Source organism: Pseudomonas sp. AC355, from assembly GCF_979258205.1.
This window is the reverse complement of record NZ_OZ409843.1, coordinates 139,391-159,215: the sequence shown is the minus strand read 5'-3', so window position 1 is coordinate 159,215 and position 19,825 is coordinate 139,391. Positions and strand designations below refer to the sequence as shown.

Annotated in this window: 18 protein-coding genes and 1 pseudogene; 14 read left to right on the top strand and 5 right to left on the bottom strand. The window is 58.2% G+C overall.

Going from position 1 to position 19,825, the window contains the following annotated elements; genetic code table 11:
• Positions 1–322 precede the first annotated feature (322 nt).
• From ACZ0AI_RS00840 to ACZ0AI_RS00795, 10 genes are all read left to right on the top strand, one after another.
• Positions 323–1,213, top strand: a complete 891-nt coding sequence (locus ACZ0AI_RS00840) for a MurR/RpiR family transcriptional regulator (RefSeq protein WP_463564140.1) — start codon at positions 323–325, stop codon at positions 1,211–1,213.
• A gap of 200 nt (positions 1,214–1,413) precedes the next feature.
• Positions 1,414–2,262, top strand: coding sequence for a transporter substrate-binding domain-containing protein (locus ACZ0AI_RS00835; protein ID WP_463564139.1), 849 nt, complete (start codon positions 1,414–1,416; stop codon positions 2,260–2,262).
• Positions 2,263–2,270: 8 nt separating this feature from the next.
• Positions 2,271–2,888 carry a DUF1989 domain-containing protein gene (locus ACZ0AI_RS00830; protein WP_463564138.1) on the top strand — a complete coding sequence of 206 codons (618 nt, stop codon included), beginning with the start codon at positions 2,271–2,273 and terminating at the stop codon, positions 2,886–2,888.
• A gap of 10 nt (positions 2,889–2,898) precedes the next feature.
• Positions 2,899–3,540 (top strand): urea carboxylase-associated family protein, encoded by a 642-nt coding sequence (locus ACZ0AI_RS00825; RefSeq protein ID WP_463564137.1) that lies wholly within the window; start codon positions 2,899–2,901, stop codon positions 3,538–3,540.
• Positions 3,541–3,543: 3 nt separating this feature from the next.
• On the top strand, positions 3,544–4,197 hold the full coding sequence (locus tag ACZ0AI_RS00820; RefSeq protein ID WP_463564136.1) for an amino acid ABC transporter permease: 654 nt from the start codon (positions 3,544–3,546) through the stop codon (positions 4,195–4,197).
• Positions 4,197–4,856, top strand: coding sequence for an amino acid ABC transporter permease (locus ACZ0AI_RS00815; RefSeq protein WP_463564135.1), 660 nt, complete (start codon positions 4,197–4,199; stop codon positions 4,854–4,856). Before ACZ0AI_RS00820 ends, ACZ0AI_RS00815 begins: the two co-directional genes overlap by 1 nt.
• A gap of 19 nt (positions 4,857–4,875) precedes the next feature.
• Positions 4,876–5,571 carry a DUF1989 domain-containing protein gene (locus ACZ0AI_RS00810; protein WP_463564134.1) on the top strand — a complete coding sequence of 232 codons (696 nt, stop codon included), beginning with the start codon at positions 4,876–4,878 and terminating at the stop codon, positions 5,569–5,571.
• A gap of 125 nt (positions 5,572–5,696) precedes the next feature.
• Complete coding sequence (locus tag ACZ0AI_RS00805) at positions 5,697–6,293, top strand: NAD(P)H-dependent oxidoreductase (RefSeq protein ID WP_463564133.1); 597 nt, start codon at positions 5,697–5,699, stop codon at positions 6,291–6,293.
• A gap of 17 nt (positions 6,294–6,310) precedes the next feature.
• Entirely contained in the window at positions 6,311–6,910 is a 600-nt protein-coding gene (locus ACZ0AI_RS00800; RefSeq protein WP_463564132.1) for a TetR/AcrR family transcriptional regulator, read from the top strand.
• A 140-nt stretch (positions 6,911–7,050) separates the two neighbouring features.
• Complete coding sequence (locus tag ACZ0AI_RS00795) at positions 7,051–7,422, top strand: PH domain-containing protein (RefSeq protein ID WP_463564131.1); 372 nt, start codon at positions 7,051–7,053, stop codon at positions 7,420–7,422.
• Positions 7,423–7,572: 150 nt separating this feature from the next.
• Here the strand turns inward: ACZ0AI_RS00795 and ACZ0AI_RS00790 are convergent, their stop codons facing one another.
• Entirely contained in the window at positions 7,573–9,720 is a 2,148-nt protein-coding gene (locus tag ACZ0AI_RS00790) for a TonB-dependent siderophore receptor (RefSeq protein WP_463564130.1), read from the bottom strand.
• A 593-nt stretch (positions 9,721–10,313) separates the two neighbouring features.
• Between ACZ0AI_RS00790 and ACZ0AI_RS00785 the strand changes: the two genes are divergently transcribed.
• On the top strand, positions 10,314–12,260 hold the full coding sequence (locus ACZ0AI_RS00785) for a putative bifunctional diguanylate cyclase/phosphodiesterase (protein WP_463564129.1): 1,947 nt from the start codon (positions 10,314–10,316) through the stop codon (positions 12,258–12,260).
• Positions 12,261–12,410: 150 nt separating this feature from the next.
• On the opposite strand, the pseudogene ACZ0AI_RS00780 reads toward ACZ0AI_RS00785, so the two are convergent.
• Positions 12,411–12,537, bottom strand: a pseudogene (locus ACZ0AI_RS00780) (hypothetical protein); the annotation flags it as partial.
• A gap of 60 nt (positions 12,538–12,597) precedes the next feature.
• On the opposite strand from ACZ0AI_RS00780, the gene ACZ0AI_RS00775 reads away from it, so the two are divergent.
• Together ACZ0AI_RS00775 and ACZ0AI_RS00770 are read left to right on the top strand one after the other, a co-directional pair.
• Positions 12,598–13,065: a hypothetical protein gene (locus ACZ0AI_RS00775; protein ID WP_463564128.1), complete on the top strand. Its 468-nt coding sequence runs from the start codon at positions 12,598–12,600 to the stop codon at positions 13,063–13,065.
• Positions 13,065–13,574, top strand: coding sequence for a hypothetical protein (locus tag ACZ0AI_RS00770; protein ID WP_463564127.1), 510 nt, complete (start codon positions 13,065–13,067; stop codon positions 13,572–13,574). Before ACZ0AI_RS00775 ends, ACZ0AI_RS00770 begins: the two co-directional genes overlap by 1 nt.
• A 1,465-nt stretch (positions 13,575–15,039) precedes the next feature.
• On the opposite strand, the gene ACZ0AI_RS00765 is transcribed toward ACZ0AI_RS00770, so the two are convergent.
• The gene (locus tag ACZ0AI_RS00765) at positions 15,040–15,534 is read right to left on the bottom strand and encodes a hypothetical protein (protein ID WP_463564126.1); all 495 of its coding nucleotides are present in this window, start codon (positions 15,532–15,534) and stop codon (positions 15,040–15,042) included.
• 268 nt (positions 15,535–15,802) lie between these two features.
• Between ACZ0AI_RS00765 and ACZ0AI_RS00760 the strand changes: the two genes are divergently transcribed.
• Positions 15,803–16,987 carry a hypothetical protein gene (locus ACZ0AI_RS00760; RefSeq protein WP_463564125.1) on the top strand — a complete coding sequence of 395 codons (1,185 nt, stop codon included), beginning with the start codon at positions 15,803–15,805 and terminating at the stop codon, positions 16,985–16,987.
• A gap of 52 nt (positions 16,988–17,039) precedes the next feature.
• Here the strand turns inward: ACZ0AI_RS00760 and ACZ0AI_RS00755 are convergent, their stop codons facing one another.
• Positions 17,040–17,612 (bottom strand): hypothetical protein, encoded by a 573-nt coding sequence (locus ACZ0AI_RS00755; protein ID WP_463564124.1) that lies wholly within the window; start codon positions 17,610–17,612, stop codon positions 17,040–17,042.
• Between the two features lie 623 nt (positions 17,613–18,235).
• Entirely contained in the window at positions 18,236–19,813 is a 1,578-nt protein-coding gene (guaA, locus tag ACZ0AI_RS00750; protein WP_225839499.1) for a glutamine-hydrolyzing GMP synthase, read from the bottom strand.
• Between the last annotated feature and the right edge of the window lie 12 nt (positions 19,814–19,825).

The window sequence follows — 19,825 nt, the reverse complement described above, 5'->3', positions numbered from 1 at the left end:
CCGACACAAAAAGTTACCGGTAATTATACGGGCCAATTGCAGCTGATTCTCAAGAAAATCCACTGATGCAAGGCCGCCGAATGCAGAAAGCCATGGACAGCCTTCCCAGCGCCTGCATTTCAAACGCTGCTGATCAGTGAGAAGGCTCTCTGAAATGGCGATGGGCCGCGCGCAGCCAAACGCAGAATGGCCAATGCAGGCAACACATTCAGGTAATGTAAAACCCGACAGCCCAAGGAGTATCTCGCTCGCCAAGGTGTACGTCAGCGCATGCATTTGCGGCTAGAATCCGGGCCAACTCGCCTGCGCCCAGAGCTCTGCCATGTCCGATACTAGGAAGAACCGACCATCGCCCTCCTCGTCGACTTCGCTGGAAGGGAGAATCAAGGCACGCTACGAGGCGATGTCTGCAGTGGAGCAGAAGCTCTCCGATGTCATCCTCGCCTCTCCCGGCCAGTTGGCCATGCAGACGGCTACCGAACTGGCCGGCCATGCAGGCGTCTCGAAGGCCACCACTACGCGGTTTTTCCGCACCCTGGGCTACACCTCCTACGAAGAGGCACGGCGCGAGGCACGCGAATCGCGCGGTAGTGGTTCGCCGCTTTATCTGCAGGACAGAGGGCGTGGCGAGAGCACACCTGACGATCTCATCCAGCATCATCTGGATCAGGAGATTGCCAATATCTACGAGACTTACCAGTCGCTGAACCGCAGAGAACTACTCGATGCTGCTCAAGCCATTGCTGGCGCAAGACGCATCGTCATCATCGGTTTCCGCCACAGTCAAACCATCGCCCACATGTTTCGCAGCAACCTGATCCAGGTGCGTGGCGACATCATGCTGCTGCCATCCCCCGGAGACAGCCTCGCCGAGTACCTCGCAGCGCTTGGCAAGGATGACCTGGCCATCTGCATAGGCCTGCGCCGACGCATGCCAGCACTGGAGGCGAGCATGGTCGCGATGTCCGAGCTTGGCGTACGCATGCTCTACGTGGCCGATGTTCTGGCCGGCAGCCCTGCCCGCCTGGCCACCTGGGTCATTCGCTGTCATACCGAAAGTACGCTGATGTTCGACAGCAACGCTGGCGTCGCAGCCATTACCAACCTGCTTTGCTCCTTGGTGGGCAAGGAACTGAGTGGCAGCAAGGCATCGCATCTGGAAAGAGCGGAATTGCTCCACCAGCGGTTGGATGAACTGGAAACCGGTCGATAGGGCACCAATAAAGAGCAAGGACGCTCGAGATCAGGGCATTCGAGCACATATCCCTTCCATCAAAAGAAACAAATATTTCAAAAAAAAAGATAATGAAACCAGCATTCCAGACGACTTGGCCAGCGCTCCCTATCATCTGGTGAAATCCTGGCACACTTCCTGCGATAGCCCCTGGGCCCCCACGACCCAAGGCACTCACCATGAAGACGTTCACCTCCCGCTTTGCCCTCACGTTCGCCGCCCTCACCCTTGGCTTAGGCATCGCCTGCTCCGCCAGCGCAGACACCCTCGATGAGGTGAAGGCCAAGGGCAAACTGGTGGTCGCCATCGACCCCACTTTCGCGCCCTACGAATACACCGATGCTGCCGGCAACATCGTCGGTTACACCCCCGAGATCATGAAGCGCGTGGCAACCAGGCTGGGCGTCCAGCTCGAGTATCAGAAGATGGCCTTCAGCGGCATCATCCCGGCACTGATCGCCGGCTCGGTGGATGCAGAAGGCTCCTCACTCAACGTCACCGCCGAGCGTGCCGACAAGGTGTTGTTCACGGTGCCATTCGGCAAGAGCGTGAATGCTGTGCTGGTTCGTGCTGACGAGCAACGCATCGCGGCTAAGCCGCTGACGGTCGAGTCACTCGCTGGCCTGACTGCCGCCGTCAAGACCACTACCGCGCCCGAGCAGCTACTCAAGCAATTCAATACCGAACTGAAAGGCAAAGGGCTGGCACCGATCAAGATCCTGAGCGTGGACAGCGTCGACCAGACCCTGGCCACCCTGATGACCCGCCGCGCCGATTTCGTGTTCGACGACATCACCGTATTGGGCAGCCTTTCGCAAAAGCTGCCAGGCAAGCTGAAACAGGCAGGAGAGCTCGGCGACAGCCAGTGGATCAGTTGGGCCACGCGCAAGGATGACGAGCGTCTGAATCAGGTGATCAACGATGAAATCCTTGCCCTCAAAGCCTCCGGCGAACTGGAGAAACTGCAACAGCAACACCTCGGCGTGACCTTCGAACTGCCCTCCGCCGACTTCATCCCAACCAAGTGAGTCATCCCATGCCTTGTCAACACAACGCTGTGCACGTGCCAGCAGGCCACGGCCGAACCTTCGAAGTGCGTGCGGGCCAGTACATCACGGTGATCGACTCCGAGGGCCAACAGGCCGCCGACTTCGTCGCGGTGGTTCACGGCAACGCTAGCGAGTACTTGTCGCCCGTGCATACACGCCGACGCCTCGGCTCGCTGTTTTTCAACGTTGGGCACTGCCTGTATTCCAACGTAGATGAGCCGCTGCTCGAAGTACTGGCAGATAGCGTTGGCGTACATGACGCTAACGTGCCCGCCTGCGACTCGACCCGTTTCAGCATCGATTTCGGTGTGGATGGCCACCGCAATTGCCTCGACAACCTACACGAGGGCCTGGCCGAGTACGGCGTGCTCGCGGTGAACGTACCCGAGCCCTTCAACCTGTTCCAGAACGGCCCGGTCACTGCAGATGGCCGCATGCAGGTCACCGACCCGATCAGCCGCCCTGGCGACTACGTTGTCTTCAAGGCGCTCAAGGATCTGGTCTGTGCCGTGTCGTCCTGCCCTCAGGACATCATTCCGGGCAATGGCCTACAGGTAACGCCCATCGATATCCGCATCACTGACGATGCACCGGCTAACGCCTGAGGATCCCACCATGCTCATCATGAAAGACCCTATCAACGACCGCGCGCCGCTGCCCAGCAAGCGCGTGGACGTAGCTGCCGGCAGCGCCGGCTCCATCGCCGTCAAGCGCGGGCAGTTGCTGCGCATCGAAGCCCTTGAGGACGGTGCAGTCGCCAGTCTGTTCGGCTTCAGCGAAGCCGACCCGCTGGTTCATCTCTCGGTTCATCACACCCGGGTGTTCAGTAACTCCTACCTGCTCGGCTCGGGCATGCGCCTGGTGAACAACCGGCGTCGCCCGGTCATGGTGCTGGGCAAGGACAGCATCGGCAAACACGACCTGCTGCTGCCCGCCTCCACGACCGCGTATCTGCGCAGCAAGGGCTATGAGGGAAGCGGCTGCGTCGAAGCGCTGCAGGGCGAGCTGGATCGCCTGGGCCGCGTACAGCCGAAGCTTCCCGATCCTATCAACCTGTTCATGCATGTAGTCCTGCAACGCGACGGCAGCATCGAGCCACAACCGAACACCGTGAAGGTCGGCGACAAGGTCACCTGCCGCGTGGTTCAGGACATGCTGTTCGTGGTATCGACCTGCTGCACCGGTATTGCGGGCAACGACCAGCCTGGCGCGATCGCGATGTCGGTGGCCGAAAACCTGAGCGACTTCGCGGAATAACCGGTGTTCGAGCAGATACTCAAGGCGCTACCGGAGCTGGCCACCGGACTACTGGTTACGCTGCAACTGACGGTCGGCGCGGCGCTGATCAGTTTTCTGTTCGGCCATGTGATCTGGTGGCTGCGCACGCGGCGATCCGCCTTCCTGCGCGCTCCGGGTCGACTCTACGTCAGCCTGATGCGGGGTACGCCCTCCATCGTGCAGCTATTTCTGGTGTTCTTCTCGCTGCCACTGATCGGCATGGGCGGCAACCCGCTGCTGGCGGCAACGTTGGCTATCGGCCTGAACAGCGCGGCATATATCGCCGAGATACTGAGAGCCAATTACGCCACAGTGCCCCGAGGCCAACGCGAGGCCGCCAGAGTGTCGGGGCTGACGCGCTATCAGTGCTGGCGCTACGTGCTGGCACCGCAGGCACTGCGCGCTAGCCTGCCGGCGCTGGTCAACGAATTCACCCTGATCGTCAAGACAACACCGTTGGCATCGGTTATCGCGGTAACCGAATTGACCTACGCAGGACAACTGATCATCGCCAGAACCTACGAAGCCACCCCAGTGATGCTGCCCGTCGTGCTTGGTTACCTGCTGGTTTGCTGGCCGATCCTGCTACTGGCCCGTCGCCTGGAAGCGCGCCTCGACAAAGTGAGAAGAAGCTGATGGATTTCGCCATCATCGGAAAACATGCGCCGGCCCTGCTCGATGGTCTGCTCTACAGCCTGGCACTGTCGCTGATCGCCGCGCTCATGGCACTTGGCTTTGCCGCACTGCTGACGTGGATCGATCTACGCAGCAGTAGCCGTCTCTTGAAAGCAGTGGGCCGTGTTTATTGCGATTTCATTCTCGGGCTGCCGCTGCTGGTGCTGATCTATGTGCTGTTCTTCATTCTGCCGGAGTACGGCATCACGCTGTCATCACCAGCGGTTGGAGTAACCGCTCTGAGCCTTTACTACGGGCCTTACCTGGCGCAGGTGCTGGGTGCCGCATTCGCATCCATCCCGCGCGGACAGTTCGAAGCCTGCCGCGTGCTGGGATTGTCACGCTGGAGCACCTTCCGAGAAGTGGCTCTGCTGCAAGCGTTGCCGATGGCGATTCCTCCGGCTACCGGGCTGTTCATCGGCCTGATCAAGGACTCGGCACTGCTGTCCATCGTCTCCGTCGAAGAGTTCATGTACGCCGCCAGGCAAGCCATTTCGGAAAGCTACGCCCCATTGGAAATCTACCTGGCCGTAGCCCTGTGCTACTGGCTGGTCACCCTGGCGATCGATGCGGCAGCCGGCTCAATCGAACGCCGCCTGACACGCCACCGTCCTGCTTAACCCTCAGCGAGCCATCATCATGACTACGCCATCCATCACCCTCCCCGCCGGTCACGGCAAGGCTGTACGCCTGCGCGCAGGCCAAGCGGTACAGGTCATCAACACCCACGGTACTCAGGTTGTCGACTGCTGGGCCTGGAATGCCTACGACCTCAACGAATACATGTGCATGGAAGCAACGCGCGTCTACAACCAGCACCTCAACCCGGTGGTAGGCGACAGCTTTGTCACCAGCGAGCGCCACCCGATCCTCACCCTGGTGGAAGACACCTCGCCGGGCGTTCACGACACCTTCATGGCAGCCTGCGACCGTCGCCGCTATGAGCTGCTGGGCTGCACGCATTACCACCGCAACTGCGCGGACAACCTGTTCGAAGGCATGCTGGAATTGGGCGTTACCCCGCCGCGCCGCAACCTCGCCTCGTTCAATATCTTCATGAACATCCGCGTACAGCCGGACAACATCCACCTGCAGACACTGCCGACCATCACCCGGCCCGGAGACTCCATTACCCTACGCGCCGAAATGGACTGTTTCGTCGCCTTCTCAGCCTGCCCGCAAGACATCGTCAGTATTCAGGGTGAGGGCGACAACACGCCTAAGGATGCCGAACTCCGTGTCCTCGACAGGGTATATGCCGATATCCCGGTACGTGGCCCGTGGGTTCCGGCCCATCTGCAAGCAGCACAAAGCCAGGCTAATCCTGGCAAGTAATTGACGACACCCTACGGTCAAAGCGCATGCAGAATTAGTGAGCGTCGAGGGCAGAGGATCGTGCCTCTCGACAACCTACCAAAAGTAAGTTACCAATAGTAGGAACTCACTATTGGAGCTAGCCCATGCATGCCCTTATCGCCGTTGCGCACCCGGATAAACACTCCCTGACCCACGCGATCGCAGCCCGCATTGCCGATGGACTTGCCAGCACAAAGGCCAGTCACTCGGCCGAATTGGCCGATCTGGCTGCAGAAGGCTTCGACCCGCGCTTCAACGCGGCGGACATCGCCCTGTTCCAGAAAAAGGCCCCGGCACCTGCAGACGTCGCTGCCGAACACGCGCGGCTCGAGCGTGCCGATGCGCTGGTGCTGGTCTACCCGATTTACTGGTGGTCCTTCCCTGCCCTGCTCAAGGGCTGGATCGATCGCGTGTTCAGCAACGGCTGGGCCTATGAAGAAGCCGAGAACGGCAAGGTCGTCAAGAAGCTGCAGCGCCTGCAGGTTCACCTGGTGGCCGTTGGTGGTGCGGACTCAGGCACCTTCACGCGTCACGGCTACGACCAGGCGATGAAGACGCAGATCGACCACGGCATCTTCGACTACTGCGGCGCACCGGTGGCGACATCGCAGTTTCTACTCGCCTCCGACCCCGGCTTCCCGGAAGCGCATCTGGAGACGGCACAAGCGATTGGCCGTAAGCTGTTCGCCGAGCAATCCTGAAACGCCCTGGAGTATCAATGAGTTCGCAGCCACCCGCCTCGCCACGTCGCCGCCTGCCACGGGAGGAGCGCACGCGTCAGCTTCTGGAGGTGGCATGGCAACTGATCGGTGATGAAGGCACCGATGCCCTGACGCTGGGCAGGCTGGCCGAAGCAGCGGGCGTGACCAAACCGGTGGTATACGACCACTTCGGCACTCGCAACGGGCTCTTGGCGGCGCTCTATCAGGATTACGACGAGCGCCAGACCCTGATCTTCGACGCCGCCATCGAAGCCGCAGCTGCGAACCTGCAGGACAAGAGTCGCGTCATCGCCGCCAGCTACGTCAATTGCGTACTGACCCAGGGACGAGAGATATCCGATGTCGTGGCAGCCCTCAACGGCTCCCCGGAGCTGACCGCCGTGAAGAAGCAGTACCAGCATGCCTTCATCGAAAAGTGTGCCGCGATCCTGGCGCCCTTCTGCGCTTCGAAGGGCACTTCATCAGCCGGCATGTGGGCGATGCTCGGCGCCGCCGACTCACTCTCGGATGCAGCCGTTGCCGGCGACATCAGCGAAGAGCAGGCCCAGAATGAACTGCAGGCGATCATTCTCGGCATGGTCGAGCGAAGCCGGTAAGGCGACCTCGCCAAACCAACACCAACCAGACTGGCATGGATCGACGGCTGATTCGTCCCACGTTGCAGCTTGCCAAAAACGCTCCGCGGCGCTCTTCTACTCGGTACGACTAAATCCTGCCCCCGTAGAGATATCCCCGGATGATCGACTTCAACAACAAAGGCTTTTTCAAACTCAAGCAAAACGACGAATACGCCCAGCGCGTAAGTGCCTTGCTGCTTGAAAACGAGCACGTCATCGACGCCTACAAATCCATGCGCGACGGCGTAGTGTTCACCAACAAGCGCATCATCGCGGTGAACGTGCAGGGCCTGACCGGCAGCAAGAAGGATTTCACCTCCCTGCCCTACAAGAATATCGTCGCCTATTCGATCGAAACCTCCGGCACCTTCGATCTGGACTCTGAACTGGAAATCCATTTCTCGTCACTCGGCAAAGTGAAGTTCGAGTTCACCGGCAAGACCGCGATCGTGGAGATTTCCAAGCTTATCTCTGCGCATGTTTTGGGCTGATGCCAGCAAAAAAGGCGCGAATCGACTAGCTATTCGCGCCTTTTTCATTAGTGGTGCAGCTCCTTTATTGCCTAGCCTCAACGTGGGCCGAAGGCAACCACGTAGCATCGCCCGAGCAGCATGGAACCGCTCGGGCGACGATCTACCGGCTTACCAGTTGTAACTCACCTTGGCAGTGACTTCGCGGCCAGGGTTGTAGTAGTTGGCGGTACCGGAGCCGACCACGTGTTGCTCGTCAAAAAGGTTGCTGACGTTGAGCGCGAGGTCGGTTCCCTTGGCGATGTTGTAGTTGAAGGCAGCGTCGTACAACGTGGTTGCTTCGCTTTTGCCGTTGTTAAACGCATTGAAGTAGTAGGAACCGGTGTAACGAGCGCCCGCACCTACGCTCATTTTTGTACCCGGAACATTGTAGTAGGTCCAGAGCGACGCGGAGTGCTGCGGCGTTACTTCGAACTCGTTGCCTTTGATGGAAACAATACCCGCACCACTCTGCAGCGCACCGCGGGTCACGTCCGACTTCATGTAAGAGTATCCGCCAACCAGGCTCAGATTCTCGGTCAGCTCAGCCTTGGCCTCCAGATCGAGACCACGCACATTTGTCTCACCAACAGTCTGCTGCTGAATTCCACCACCAGGGACGACAACGGCAATAGATACATTTTCCTGGGTCAGATCGTAGATGGCAGCCGAGAACAACGCATTCATCCCCATTGGAGAGTACTTCACGCCAACCTCATACTGCTTGCCACGCTTCGGGGTGACACCGATTTCGGGTGGCGAAACAGACTCGACCATGCTGACGTAAGTGGACACCTCGTCGGTAACGATATAGGTCAGCGCGCCACGGTAAGAGGTCTCGGAAAAACTGTCGCTGTCGTCAAACTCTGGAACGATGTTGAAGTTGTTGAAGCCCTTGCTGGACAAATCCATGGAGTCGTTACGCACACCAGCAGTGACGATAAAACGCTCATAGAACGACAGGTTCTGCTGCAGGAAAACAGCTTTGGTCGTGTACTCCCGCTTGTCGCGCATATAGGGCTGCAGTCCAACAGGCGCACCAGTATAGATGGGGTTGGTCACGTTGATAGAGCCAACACCTTGATAGATGGAGCTGCTGTCAGACGAAGAATCGCCATACTCCACCCCTACCATGGTGCTGCTATCGATGTTCTCGAAGCGGGCGTCATATTGCAGCATCAGGTTGCCGTTGAGCTGCTCTGCTTCGCTATCGGTACCGAAAGCATCACGCCCTAGCGTGTCACCGCTGCGAACACCATTCAGATAGACATAACCGAAATCATCCGTCAGCTCGCTGTAACGCAGGTTGCTGCGCAGAACGAAACCATTGTCGAAGTCGTGGCTCAAGCTGCCACTGATATTGGTGCGCTCGACATCATGGAAGTTGTAGTCAGGCTCACCGAAGAAGTCGCTGCGGTCGTACTCCCGATCCAGCGGATAACCACCACTGTTGGGCGTGCTCTTGGTCTTGAGGTGATCCACAACCAAAGTTGCCGAGGTAAAGGCAGTCGGTGCCCAGGTCAGACCACCCATGACGAAACCGTTGTCGTCCCGAGAGTGGTCGTACTCACGGTCACTGTCCTGGAGCTTTCCGGTGAAGCGATAGGCAACCGTCTGATCCTCGTTCAGCGAATCACCGACGTCAATGCCAGTTTCCTTGTGGTTGAAAGAACCATAAGTCGCGTAGACCTGACCGTGCTTCTCGAAGCGCGGTTTCTTGGTGACGAAATTGACCGAACCGCCCGGGTCAGCCGCGCCAAACAGTGTGGAGTTAGCACCGCGCAGCACTTCGACACGCTCATAGGCGAATGGCTCTTCACGAACACCGCGCATCGAACCCAGGGTCAGGCCGTCGCGGTAGGTGGTGGCCTGAAAGCCACGAATCTTGAAATAGTCGTTACGGTCATCAGTGCCGTAGTAGTCAGTAATGATGCCAGGCGTGTATTGCAGGAGCTCTTCGGTGGTGTTGACGCTGCGCTGCTCGATTTCCTTTTGCGTGATCACCGAAACGGAAGCCGGCGTGTTGAGGATGCTGGTAGCGACCTTGCCGCCAACCCAGAGCTCCTGAGCGACCACTGAGCTTGCATCGTCACTCGCCGCAGCCTTGGAATTGACAATGATCGGCGCGAGACGATAGCTCTCCTCCTCACCGATAGTAATCGCCTCTTGGGCATTCACACCGAAGGGAACCGCCACCAACGGGGCGCAGAACAGAGCGGCCGTAGCGGTTCGCTGCCAGGACACAGTTGTAGGGATAGCCCTGGGTTTGCAATGAGTCATGCTCAAGATCCTTGATTGTTTTTAAGGCTTCCGCCGCTAGCCCTTTTAGCTTTATCGCAACGCACCGGCAGAGGTCGTACAACAATGATATTCGAAAATGTCTATCACAACGATAGTCATTACTAATAAAGTTCCCAGCTGTTACATAAAACCGAGCCGGTTGGATCGGAGCAGATAAAACTTCATTTGGTCGACACGCTGAGGTCGTCATCAAAAGCACCGCTCACACCTGCGGGGGCCCGTCGAACTGCGCAGTCCAAAATGCACAAAGCCCGCAATCAAGCGGGCTTTGTGTTTTCTACTAAGCGCTGCCGATAAGCGGCAGACGCGGAGCAGGTTGCATGCTCCTGCAAAGCGACTGAATAAAACGTCTAATCCGCCTTTTGAATTCGCCACCGGCGCTTGCCTCGCTTACACCTACCGCGACCGGCTGACGGAACGAAAGCAAAGTGCCACTAGTCGTAAAGATTGCAGAAACCTGGGGATAGGCCGACACGATCCCAATGAGAGCAGCGTTTAGCCCTGTTCGATCCAGGCTGGAAAGGATGATCCGCTCGGTTATTTATCTGGTCTTATTTTCAGAGCGTCGCCTGATGAACAAAATACTGCTGGGCGTGCGAACTTTGATGTCCGTGCCCAAGGACAATCCTGGTCTGGTCAAGGCGCAATACCTCGCGCTGTCTCGCCAATTGCCCATGATGTACTTCATCTTGCTGATCAACACCCTGATGCTGGCGGGCACCCACTTCGCGGTCGCGCCGCGCTGGCTGGTGATGTATTGCCCGTTGATCATGACGGTGTTCGGCGTGATTCGTGCGGTGGAATGGATGCGCACGCGAGGGCAGACGCGCAGCCCGGCGCAGATGCTGACGGCGCTGAAGCGCACCAATCTGCTCGCGCCTTTTGTCGCCGTGGCGTTCACCGCCTGGTCGCTGGCGCTGTTTCCCTATGGCGATAGCTACACCCAGGCGCATGTCGCGTTCTATATGGCGATCACCGTCATCGGCTGCATTTTTTGCATGATGCACCTGCTGCCAGCCGCTCTGGTCACCGCGGCAGTGGTCAACACGGCGTTCGTGGTGTTCTTCGCGTCCACCAATATCATTACCTTTATTGCCACTGCAATTGACGTGCTGCTGGTGTCCATTGCCATGCTGGTCATTCTCAAGGCGCAATACACCGACTTCACCCGATTGGTGAACATGCAGGCGCATACGGCAAAACTCAGTGAGGAAAACCTTCACCTGGCCAATCAGGACAGCCTGACCGGGCTGGCCAACCGGCGGCAGTTCTTTGCCCGCCTCGATACGCAGCTGTCCCGCGCCCGCGAGCAGGAGATTCGCCTGGCCGTGGGGCTGATCGACCTGGATGGTTTCAAGCCGGTCAACGATCTGTATGGCCACAGCATTGGTGACAAGCTGCTCTATCAGGTTGGCCAGCGCCTGAGCGGGCTGCTCGACGACGATGTGCACCTGGCCCGGCTGGGCGGCGACGAGTTCGCTCTGATCATTACCCAGGCCATGAGCGACGACCAGTTGCGGGCGTTTGGCGAGAAAATCTGCGCCAGCATGCGCGAGCCGTTTCTGCTCGTGGACATCCCTATTCAGATCAGTGCCTCACTGGGCATCGCGACTTTCCCAGATCAGGCATCCTGCGCCACGCAGGTGTATGAATACGCCGACTATGCCCTGTACCAGAGCAAGCGCCACCGCCCAGGCACGGTCTGCCTGTTCAGCGCAGCCCATCGCCAGCAGCTCAATCGCGAAGGGCAGACCGAACAGGCCCTGCGCAGGGCCGATCTGGATCGTGAGTTTCACGTGGTGTTCCAGCCCATCGTGGATATTCACCGTTCGCAAACCGTGGCGTTCGAGGCACTGGCACGCTGGGAGAGCCCGGAGTTGGGTAACGTGCCGCCCAGTGAATTCATCCCGATTGCCGAGCGCGTCGGCATGATCAATCGCCTCACGCTGCCGTTGCTGAGAGAGGCGATGGACACGGCCGCGAGCTGGCCTGCGGGTATGCGCCTGTCATTCAACCTGTCCGCCCACGACTGTGGTTCGGAGGACGCCGCCCAGCAGATCGTCGAGCTGATCAAGAGCAGCCGTTTCGACCCGACCTGCCTCGATCTGGAAATCACCGAAACGGCAGCCATCCAGGATCTGCCGCAGACCCAGCGAGCGATCAGCTGGTTTCGCGAGCTGGGCTGCGGCATTTCCCTCGACGACTTCGGCACCGGCTATTCCAGCCTGAGCCAGATCCACGCCCTGTCGCTGACCAAACTGAAGGTGGATCGCACCTTCGTTACCAACATCCACCTCGACCCAGCCAGCTTCAAGATCGTCAAATCGCTGGTTGCCCTGTGCCAGGACATGCAGCTGGAATGCATCGTCGAAGGCGTGGAAACCGCCGCAGAACTCGGCGCCCTGAAAAACCTCGGCTGCGCCTGGGCCCAGGGCTACCTGTTCTCCAAACCCATGCACGCCAGCGACATCAGCACCTGGCTTGAAGGCGAGCAACTGGCCAAGGTGCAGGCGATTTAATCCGCCGATAGGGCAAGGCGTAACGCGCGCTCATACCCCGGCGGCAACCCCTGGTTCAACGCCGCCCCTCGCACATGTAATCCCGGCCGGGAGGCACATGAATACCGTAACTGGCGATGCAGAGCGCTACCGAGTTCGCGAATCGCGTCATCGGGTGCAGCTCGCAATAAACGCCGATCTCGCGCACGCGGCGGGCCATCAGCTGGGTGTACTGGGAGCTGAAATCGAGGATCAGGATGCGGTGAGCGTGAATGTCGAGAGAAGATGACGCGCTCACGACATGAGAATCGTGTGTGCCGCTAGAATTGCGCAAAGTTCGACAGGATATAAACGCAGCATGGACGCTTTCGACATTGCAATTACTTTCGCGCTAACAATCCTTACCCCCTTGCTGTTGTTCTACTGGCTCTTCCTATTAGCTCGGATCGGTCGCTGGCTGTACGCTGGCGCCTTTAATCTACGGCGCGCTCACAGCCTAGTAGAAGCCAGGATCATTGATCAACGCCAGGTCAGTACCCGCATCCATGGCAGACGCAGAAACTGGATTGGCCTGCGATCGGTCTATCGCCTGCACTACGAGTTTGGCGGCGCCGTTCATGAGATTGAATACCTGGTCATCGACGAGCAGCAGGTGATGCTGGATAAAAAGGCCGGCACCTTCAAGCTCTACGTACCCCACCACCAGCCGGCCCACGCCCGTGCGGAAAACCACCCGAGCCAGTGGCCCTACGGCGTGTTCCTGGTCGCCGCGATGGCCTATTCCAGCTGGCTGCTGGCACCCTTCCTGCTGTTCTGGAAACTCTGATGGATATCCTAGCTCTTGTGCTGCTGGTGGGGATGAGCACGCTAGTCTGCCTGCTGCTCCTTGCCTTAGCTGGTGTCGCGTATTACTACCTTGGCAGACAGACGCTACGAACCCTACGGCAGGTTTTCTTCCGGCCTGGCACCGCCCTGGTAATCGGGTACGAAATTTTCACCCCGGATCTGACGCAAAGCGATGCGAGCGACGCACGCCCCATGATTCGCCTACACCTCAATTGCGAACGACAGGGTCAGCGCTTCCCGTTCAACCTCGACCCGCTGACCTGCCAGGAGCTATTCCTGGCACTGGATCTACCCGAACACCGGGCGGCCTGCTGGATGACTGACGAGGACTGGCGCCAACTGCTGGAAAACCGCCGGATCAATGTGGCCTGTGACCCACGCCGAAAGGACGCGATTCTCACGAACCAGGCACGCCTAAAACGGGAATCGCTGGTTGCCTTCCTGATTGCGCTCGCCTCGCTCACACTGATGGCCCTGGTGCAGATATGAAAAAACCGGCCTAAGCCGGTTTTTTCACGCAAAACAGCGGGATCACTCCCACTCTATTATCAACAGACGCCATGAAAACATGTATTTAGTGGCTTTCAAGGAACTAATTTTTTCAAAACCATGAAAAATACCATGCAGGATAAAAATCACTTCTGAGGGCCAGCGTCGCCAAGATACATGCACTTAGAGGACGGCCCGCAGAAAGGAGACGCATCAGCACAGCAAGCTCAAAAGCTGCTCCCTCAGCGCAGACTTCGGCAAGCAATACGATGGCATCGACGGACCAGTCTGAAAAGCCTCTGCCATTGCCTCATCGTGACTACGATCTCTCACGTTCTTATCTCTGGCATATCATCTGAGTGCATCGCCCCCCATTTCCAGAGATCCTCAAGCCTCAAGATGATCCCCCAACGGCGGTGAGACCGTCCTCTTTTCGCCAGTTTCAAGCCACAGCGAAGGGCCGCTTCTGGCCGATTGCGGCCGGTCGCGAGGGCCGCAATCGGCCAGAAACAGCCGCTCACCAAAGAGGGCTGTCAGCGGACTGTCGCAGCCGTGCCTTGGACTGTTAATGGCAGTCGATAGCCGCCCATACATGTGTCTGATCGAGCAAGAAACATACACATGCTTCAGATACGCTAAATCCGGCGAGCCCGCTTTGCCCACTGCGGCGAGGTGCTCGCCCAGAGCAGCGACCTAAGGTTCATTCCCTACCTGCGCATGCACTCACGTGATCAGCAATGGATTGGAGGGCCTGATATGACTTCTCGGGTGCGTTGTAGGCTGAAGCTTTTAGCTCGTATAAAGGTCCCTTGATCCACGCAGTGGCAAAGTGTTCAAAACGGTATTCGCCACCACGCACGGAAAGGGTAAATGCCACATAATTGTTCATTGGGATTGAAACGTAGAAATGACCACGCGCTCTGGCAGCACCGTCTATCTCTACCGGGACACTTATCAGCCCATCTACCTCCACTTGCATACACTCGAGAACACGGGACGGATCTGCAACGGGGCGCTGAAAAGTGATGGACTTGACAATTGGATAACCGTCGGCGCCGATGTCTGTCACTACTCCCGGTAGTCCTGCAAGTGCTGGTGAGACAGTTTTCGATCCGCAACCAGTAAGCGCTGCAGATAAAACGAAAAAGAGCAAAGCATTCCTTGTGAACAAATTGCCTCCAATACCAGTATCAAAATGATGAACATCCAGTTGGGAATCTAGAAGCCGAAGCTGGGAGCAAACAGGATCAGAGTACAAAAGAAAGTACAGCCGAAATCATCTGCTTGAATTGCCATTGCTTCTACCGACTAGTCACCTTTATTGATGCTTATCTAACTGTTTGCCTTTGGCCCTTAGCAGCCCCTAGCGAGGATCGGCTTTCGGCCATTAGCAGCCGTTCAGGGTAGATAATAAATCTGGTCTCTATCCTGTCTCTCAGGATGTTTCGGGCTGTCCTCGTCACCGTTACTTGTTGTTTGGGTAGGGGGATTGTGGTGATGAAAAATGCCACACAGAGGCCTTGGCCCGATCCAACTCGAAACGGTATTGGTCGGCTAGGGCTTCGATGTTTGCGCTGTTTAGCGTCTGGGATCTCACGCTAATCGAGCTACCACTTTCAAGGTACAAGTACAGCGCTGTCAGCTGCATCAATCGATCATTGCTCGACTCAACAACCAAGATTCCAGGCTGACCTTGAGCCTCGTAAATCTCTACGAAAGGATCGTCGCTTTCTCGATCGCAGAGGTAGAGTTCAGTCCAATTCCTGCTAGTCACCGATTCGGCGTTGCCATCGGTATCAACGTTGCGCCCACTGCCATACAGAAGGTCAATAAACACCCGGAAATCGGGTCGGTCGCGAACGATCCTGACGAAAAACATAGGCGGCTCGTTTGGATTGAACGAAATGGTGAGTTGACCACAACACCCCTTACCGCCACCAGCGAGGGTTAGTGTACGCATGGCCATTCGGTTGAGTGTCTGCTCTAGACGTCTGCTATTGGCCGATAGCGGCCTGTCATCTACATCTGCTCTTGGCCGGTAGCTGCCCCTCGTCACCGGCGACTGCTATCGACCCAAAACGAACATCCGTCGCAGCGCACGCTCTGCACCCCGTTGGGTCCGGTTATACCTCGGCTTGTTAGCCGAACCGAGCGCCTCTAAGATCGAACCATCTCAAGGTCATAGCCGGCCATGCGCTGCGCTGTGGATGGCAACAAAGGATCCTTCAGTGAAAATTCGAGAAATGTTTTGCGGACTGGCCATATTGGCGATGGCCAGCCCGGTACTGGCGAACAAGTACATCATCGACATGCAGGGTGAATCGCCCAACCGCGTGATCGTGTATGCCAATGCGGAGGATATCGCCAGACTGGGTGGCAGTGCATTCTCCCAAACGCTGATCCGAGGGATGGAGCTGGAACTGGTTTACGAGGCGGCGGACAAGCCTCATTGGACGGTCATGGCGGCGCAATTCGAATGCCCCAACATGGATCGCATGATCATGCCGGACTTGAACGGAAGCAATGTGCGGGTTCCGAAAGATTTCGAGATCAAACTTGCATCCTTGCCGGAAGTAGACACCATCAGGTTCCGTTCCAATGGAGGTGGAACCTGGTCCCGGAAGAAGGACAGGTACGATGCAACACAACCCACGGATTGGCAAATGACCTCGAGCTACACCTTGCTGCAGGCCTATCGCATTGCCTGTCAGCCGGATGCTTTCTCGAGCGCACTGCAGGCGTCGGGTAACCCGGACCGCTCCATCAATAACGGACTGCTTGCAAAAAATATGGAAAGGCTGGGCATCCATGTTTTGGGCGCGGTTCCGATAGGTACTGGTGAGGATGCGGCGGATTTCACCTGGAAGCACATCTGGAAGGACGCGGTACGTCCACCCTCGGTAGCCGCGCGGGAAATGACGCCGGATGAAATCGCCGGACTCAAACGAAACATGGCCGAGCTCAAGTCGAGAGTTGACCGTGAAGCAGATGAGACCAATGCAACGCTCAAGAAGCTTGGCGGAGAACTTTCCTTTACCACCAAGGCTGCGCAATTGCGCGGCAAGCGCAAGCTGTCGCGGGCCGAGTCAACGCTGGTCCAGGTGTGGGTGGGGAAGACAGAACACGATGTGGTCGTGGCGAACGGGCCGCCGGCAATCAATGATGCCGGTGGGATGCGCTTTCTTTCCTACGGCAGTTCGTACGACAACCAGGTGCAGTGGGTGAATGCTTTCAATGGCGCCCCAATGGGCACGGCGGGCGGTTGGCAGTATTGCAACGTGCGCTATGTCCTGATGCCGGACGAGTCGGACAACGTATACAAGGTTGTCGATGTCCGGGTGACGGCTGACTCTGCAGGGGATACCCGCGGCATGCATGCCTGCGCCGACATCATGAACGCACCCGGCCGATAGACGGCACGGTAGGCGGTGTAACGTACTGCCCCGGAGAGCGGTCGTCCGGGGCTTACTTTACCCGCACCGCCATGCATTCCTTCAAACGCCTATAGGCGGCCTGCACGGCAATGGGTTTTATATCGACCATGGACTTGCCATCCATGCCGATGGTGTAGTGGGCAGTGTCGCTTTTATCCTTCAGAACCGAGTCAAACTTGAGCGACAGGATGAACCCCCCTCCCTGGCCGTCACTGCCGGGTATCTGGTAGGCCCCGACATCAGCATTGCCCAGCCCATTGCCGAATGTGACTCTTACGGTCTTAGGGGCTTTTACCTGGGGAATGTCCTTGCTGTTGAACCACAGCATCCCGTCGCCTTTTTTGGCCATGTCGGCATCCCACGGACCTGCAATTTTCAGCGAGGCCGTCTCGGTGATGAAACCTACGGAGCACTGGTAGCCATCGTTCACCGCCTTGTGCGACAGCACCCAAATGCCTTCCTTGCCTTTGTAGAACGGCGTGTTTGCCATTTTCCCGTCATTCGCCGAATTGCCACCACCCAACAGTTCCGTTGGTACCTGCGCCATCAAGGCCGTAGGAAGCAGTGCAAGCATGCATGCGGCGATGCGGGGGCGGAGTTTCATGTCGGCGTTCTCTCGAGGCGGTCTGCACATGTGGGAACGACCTGCTGGCCGTCGTGTGGCTTCGGTACATTCTGCTGGAATGCCCTATTAGCGGCAAGCACGGGTGGCCGGCGACCAGCAGCGTAGCCAGTGTAGTGGGCAGTGCACACAGCCGAGCTTGTGCGCGCGGCTGTGCCCCATGGGAGTACCCGTAACTTGGCTGAAGTGATGGACTGGGAATTTGATGGATATGTCCCCGCTTGACCTGACCAGCGAGGGTTGCTGTTCGCTACTACTGGTGTGCTGCGATCACTGGCTCTCCAAAGCAGGGGTCAGAGTAGGGAGCACCCCAGAAAAAGGGGACAGATTTATTTTCCTCCATTGCTCTGACACTCTGCCCAATGCAGCTGTTGAGATCCGGGCACTTGGCCACGCTCGTTTCGGCCTGATACATCGCAATCATCAGAGTGTCCGTCATGGCGTTAGTCAGGTGCTTCCTATCTTCCACGGTGATGATCCCTACGAGATTGGCGGTTGCCTTTTGACTTACTAGGGCTACGAGAATATCAGACGCAAAAAGCCCGCAATTACGCGGGCTTTTGGTTTTCCTGACCACTTACTACCGGCTTACACCGGACGCGGGATCACTCCCACTCAATCGTCGCTGGCGGCTTGCTAGACACGTCATAGGTGACGCGGGAGATGCCGTCGATTTCGTTGATGATGCGGCCGCTGACGGTTTCCAGCAGTTCGTACGGCAGGTGCGCCCAGCGGGCGGTCATGAAGTCGATGGTTTCCACCGCACGCAGGGCCACGACCCAGGCGTAACGACGGCCGTCACCGACCACGCCAACCGATTTCACCGGCTGGAACACCACGAACGCCTGGCTGACCTTGTGGTACCAGTCGGCCTTGCGCAGTTCTTCGATGAAGATGTGGTCGGCACGACGCAGCAGGTCGGCGTACTCCTTCTTCACTTCACCGAGGATACGCACGCCCAGGCCCGGGCCTGGGAATGGGTGGCGGTAGACCATGTCGTACGGCAGGCCCAGTTCGAGGCCGAGGCGACGCACTTCGTCCTTGAACAGCTCACGCAGCGGTTCGACCAGCTTGAGGTTCATTTCCTCGGGCAGGCCGCCGACGTTGTGGTGCGACTTGATCACGTGGGCCTTGCCGCTCTTGGCGCCAGCGGACTCGATCACGTCCGGGTAGATGGTGCCTTGCGCCAGGAACTGAATGTTGTCGAGCTGGCTGGCCTGAGCATCGAACACGTCAATGAAGGTACGGCCGATGATCTTGCGCTTCTTCTCCGGGTCGGCTTCGCCAGCCAGGTTATCGAGGAACTGCGCTTCGGCGTTGGCGCGGATCACTTTGACGCCCATGTTCTCGGCGAACATGGCCATCACCTGCTCGCCTTCGTGCAGGCGCAGCAAGCCGTTGTCGACGAATACGCAGGTCAGCTGATCGCCGATGGCCTTGTGCAGCAGCGCCGCGACCACAGAGGAGTCCACACCGCCGGACAGGCCGAGCAACACGTTGGCATCACCAACCTGAGCGCGCACCTGGGCGATGGCGTCTTCGGCGATCTTCGACGGCGTCCACAGGGCTTCACAGCCGCAGATGTCGATGATGAAACGCGACAGGATGCGCTCGCCCTGCTTGGTGTGGGTCACCTCCGGGTGGAACTGCACGCCGTAGTAACCGCGCGCATCATCGAACATGCCGGCAATCGGGCAGCTCGGCGTGCTGGCCAGCACGTGGAAGCCAGCCGGGATCTCGGTGACCTTGTCGCCGTGGCTCATCCACACGTCCAGGCCGAATACGCCGTCGGCGTCGACATGGTCTTCGATGCCGTCGAGGATGCGGCTCTTGCCAACCACATCGACACGGGCGTAACCGAATTCGCGCAAGTCGGAGCCGGCCACTCGGCCACCGAGCTGCTCGGCCATGGTCTGCATGCCGTAGCAGATGCCGAATACCGGCACGCCGAGGTCGAATACCGCTTGCGGGCAACGTGGGCTGTTGGCTTCGTGTACCGACTCCGGGCCACCGGCGAGGATGACGCCGCGCGGGGCGAATTCGCGAATCGCGTCATCGTCCATGTCGAACGGGTGCAGTTCGCAATACACGCCGATCTCGCGCACACGGCGGGCGATCAGTTGGGTGTACTGGGAACCGAAATCGAGGATCAGGATGCGGTGAGCGTGAATGTCGAGGGCCATGACTAGTTCTCG

Coding starts and splice junctions, on each gene's coding strand:
- ACZ0AI_RS00765 (WP_463564126.1), bottom strand. CDS start 15,534: ATGCGTACACTAACCCTCGCTGGTGGCGGTAAGGGGTGTTGTGGTCAA.
- ACZ0AI_RS00830 (WP_463564138.1), top strand. CDS start 2,271: ATGCCTTGTCAACACAACGCTGTGCACGTGCCAGCAGGCCACGGCCGA.
- ACZ0AI_RS00810 (WP_463564134.1), top strand. CDS start 4,876: ATGACTACGCCATCCATCACCCTCCCCGCCGGTCACGGCAAGGCTGTA.
- ACZ0AI_RS00815 (WP_463564135.1), top strand. CDS start 4,197: ATGGATTTCGCCATCATCGGAAAACATGCGCCGGCCCTGCTCGATGGT.
- ACZ0AI_RS00775 (WP_463564128.1), top strand. CDS start 12,598: ATGGACGCTTTCGACATTGCAATTACTTTCGCGCTAACAATCCTTACC.
- ACZ0AI_RS00840 (WP_463564140.1), top strand. CDS start 323: ATGTCCGATACTAGGAAGAACCGACCATCGCCCTCCTCGTCGACTTCG.
- guaA (WP_225839499.1), bottom strand. CDS start 19,813: ATGGCCCTCGACATTCACGCTCACCGCATCCTGATCCTCGATTTCGGT.
- ACZ0AI_RS00755 (WP_463564124.1), bottom strand. CDS start 17,612: ATGAAACTCCGCCCCCGCATCGCCGCATGCATGCTTGCACTGCTTCCT.
- ACZ0AI_RS00785 (WP_463564129.1), top strand. CDS start 10,314: ATGAACAAAATACTGCTGGGCGTGCGAACTTTGATGTCCGTGCCCAAG.
- ACZ0AI_RS00790 (WP_463564130.1), bottom strand. CDS start 9,720: ATGACTCATTGCAAACCCAGGGCTATCCCTACAACTGTGTCCTGGCAG.
- ACZ0AI_RS00835 (WP_463564139.1), top strand. CDS start 1,414: ATGAAGACGTTCACCTCCCGCTTTGCCCTCACGTTCGCCGCCCTCACC.
- ACZ0AI_RS00825 (WP_463564137.1), top strand. CDS start 2,899: ATGCTCATCATGAAAGACCCTATCAACGACCGCGCGCCGCTGCCCAGC.
- ACZ0AI_RS00805 (WP_463564133.1), top strand. CDS start 5,697: ATGCATGCCCTTATCGCCGTTGCGCACCCGGATAAACACTCCCTGACC.
- ACZ0AI_RS00800 (WP_463564132.1), top strand. CDS start 6,311: ATGAGTTCGCAGCCACCCGCCTCGCCACGTCGCCGCCTGCCACGGGAG.
- ACZ0AI_RS00770 (WP_463564127.1), top strand. CDS start 13,065: ATGGATATCCTAGCTCTTGTGCTGCTGGTGGGGATGAGCACGCTAGTC.
- ACZ0AI_RS00795 (WP_463564131.1), top strand. CDS start 7,051: ATGATCGACTTCAACAACAAAGGCTTTTTCAAACTCAAGCAAAACGAC.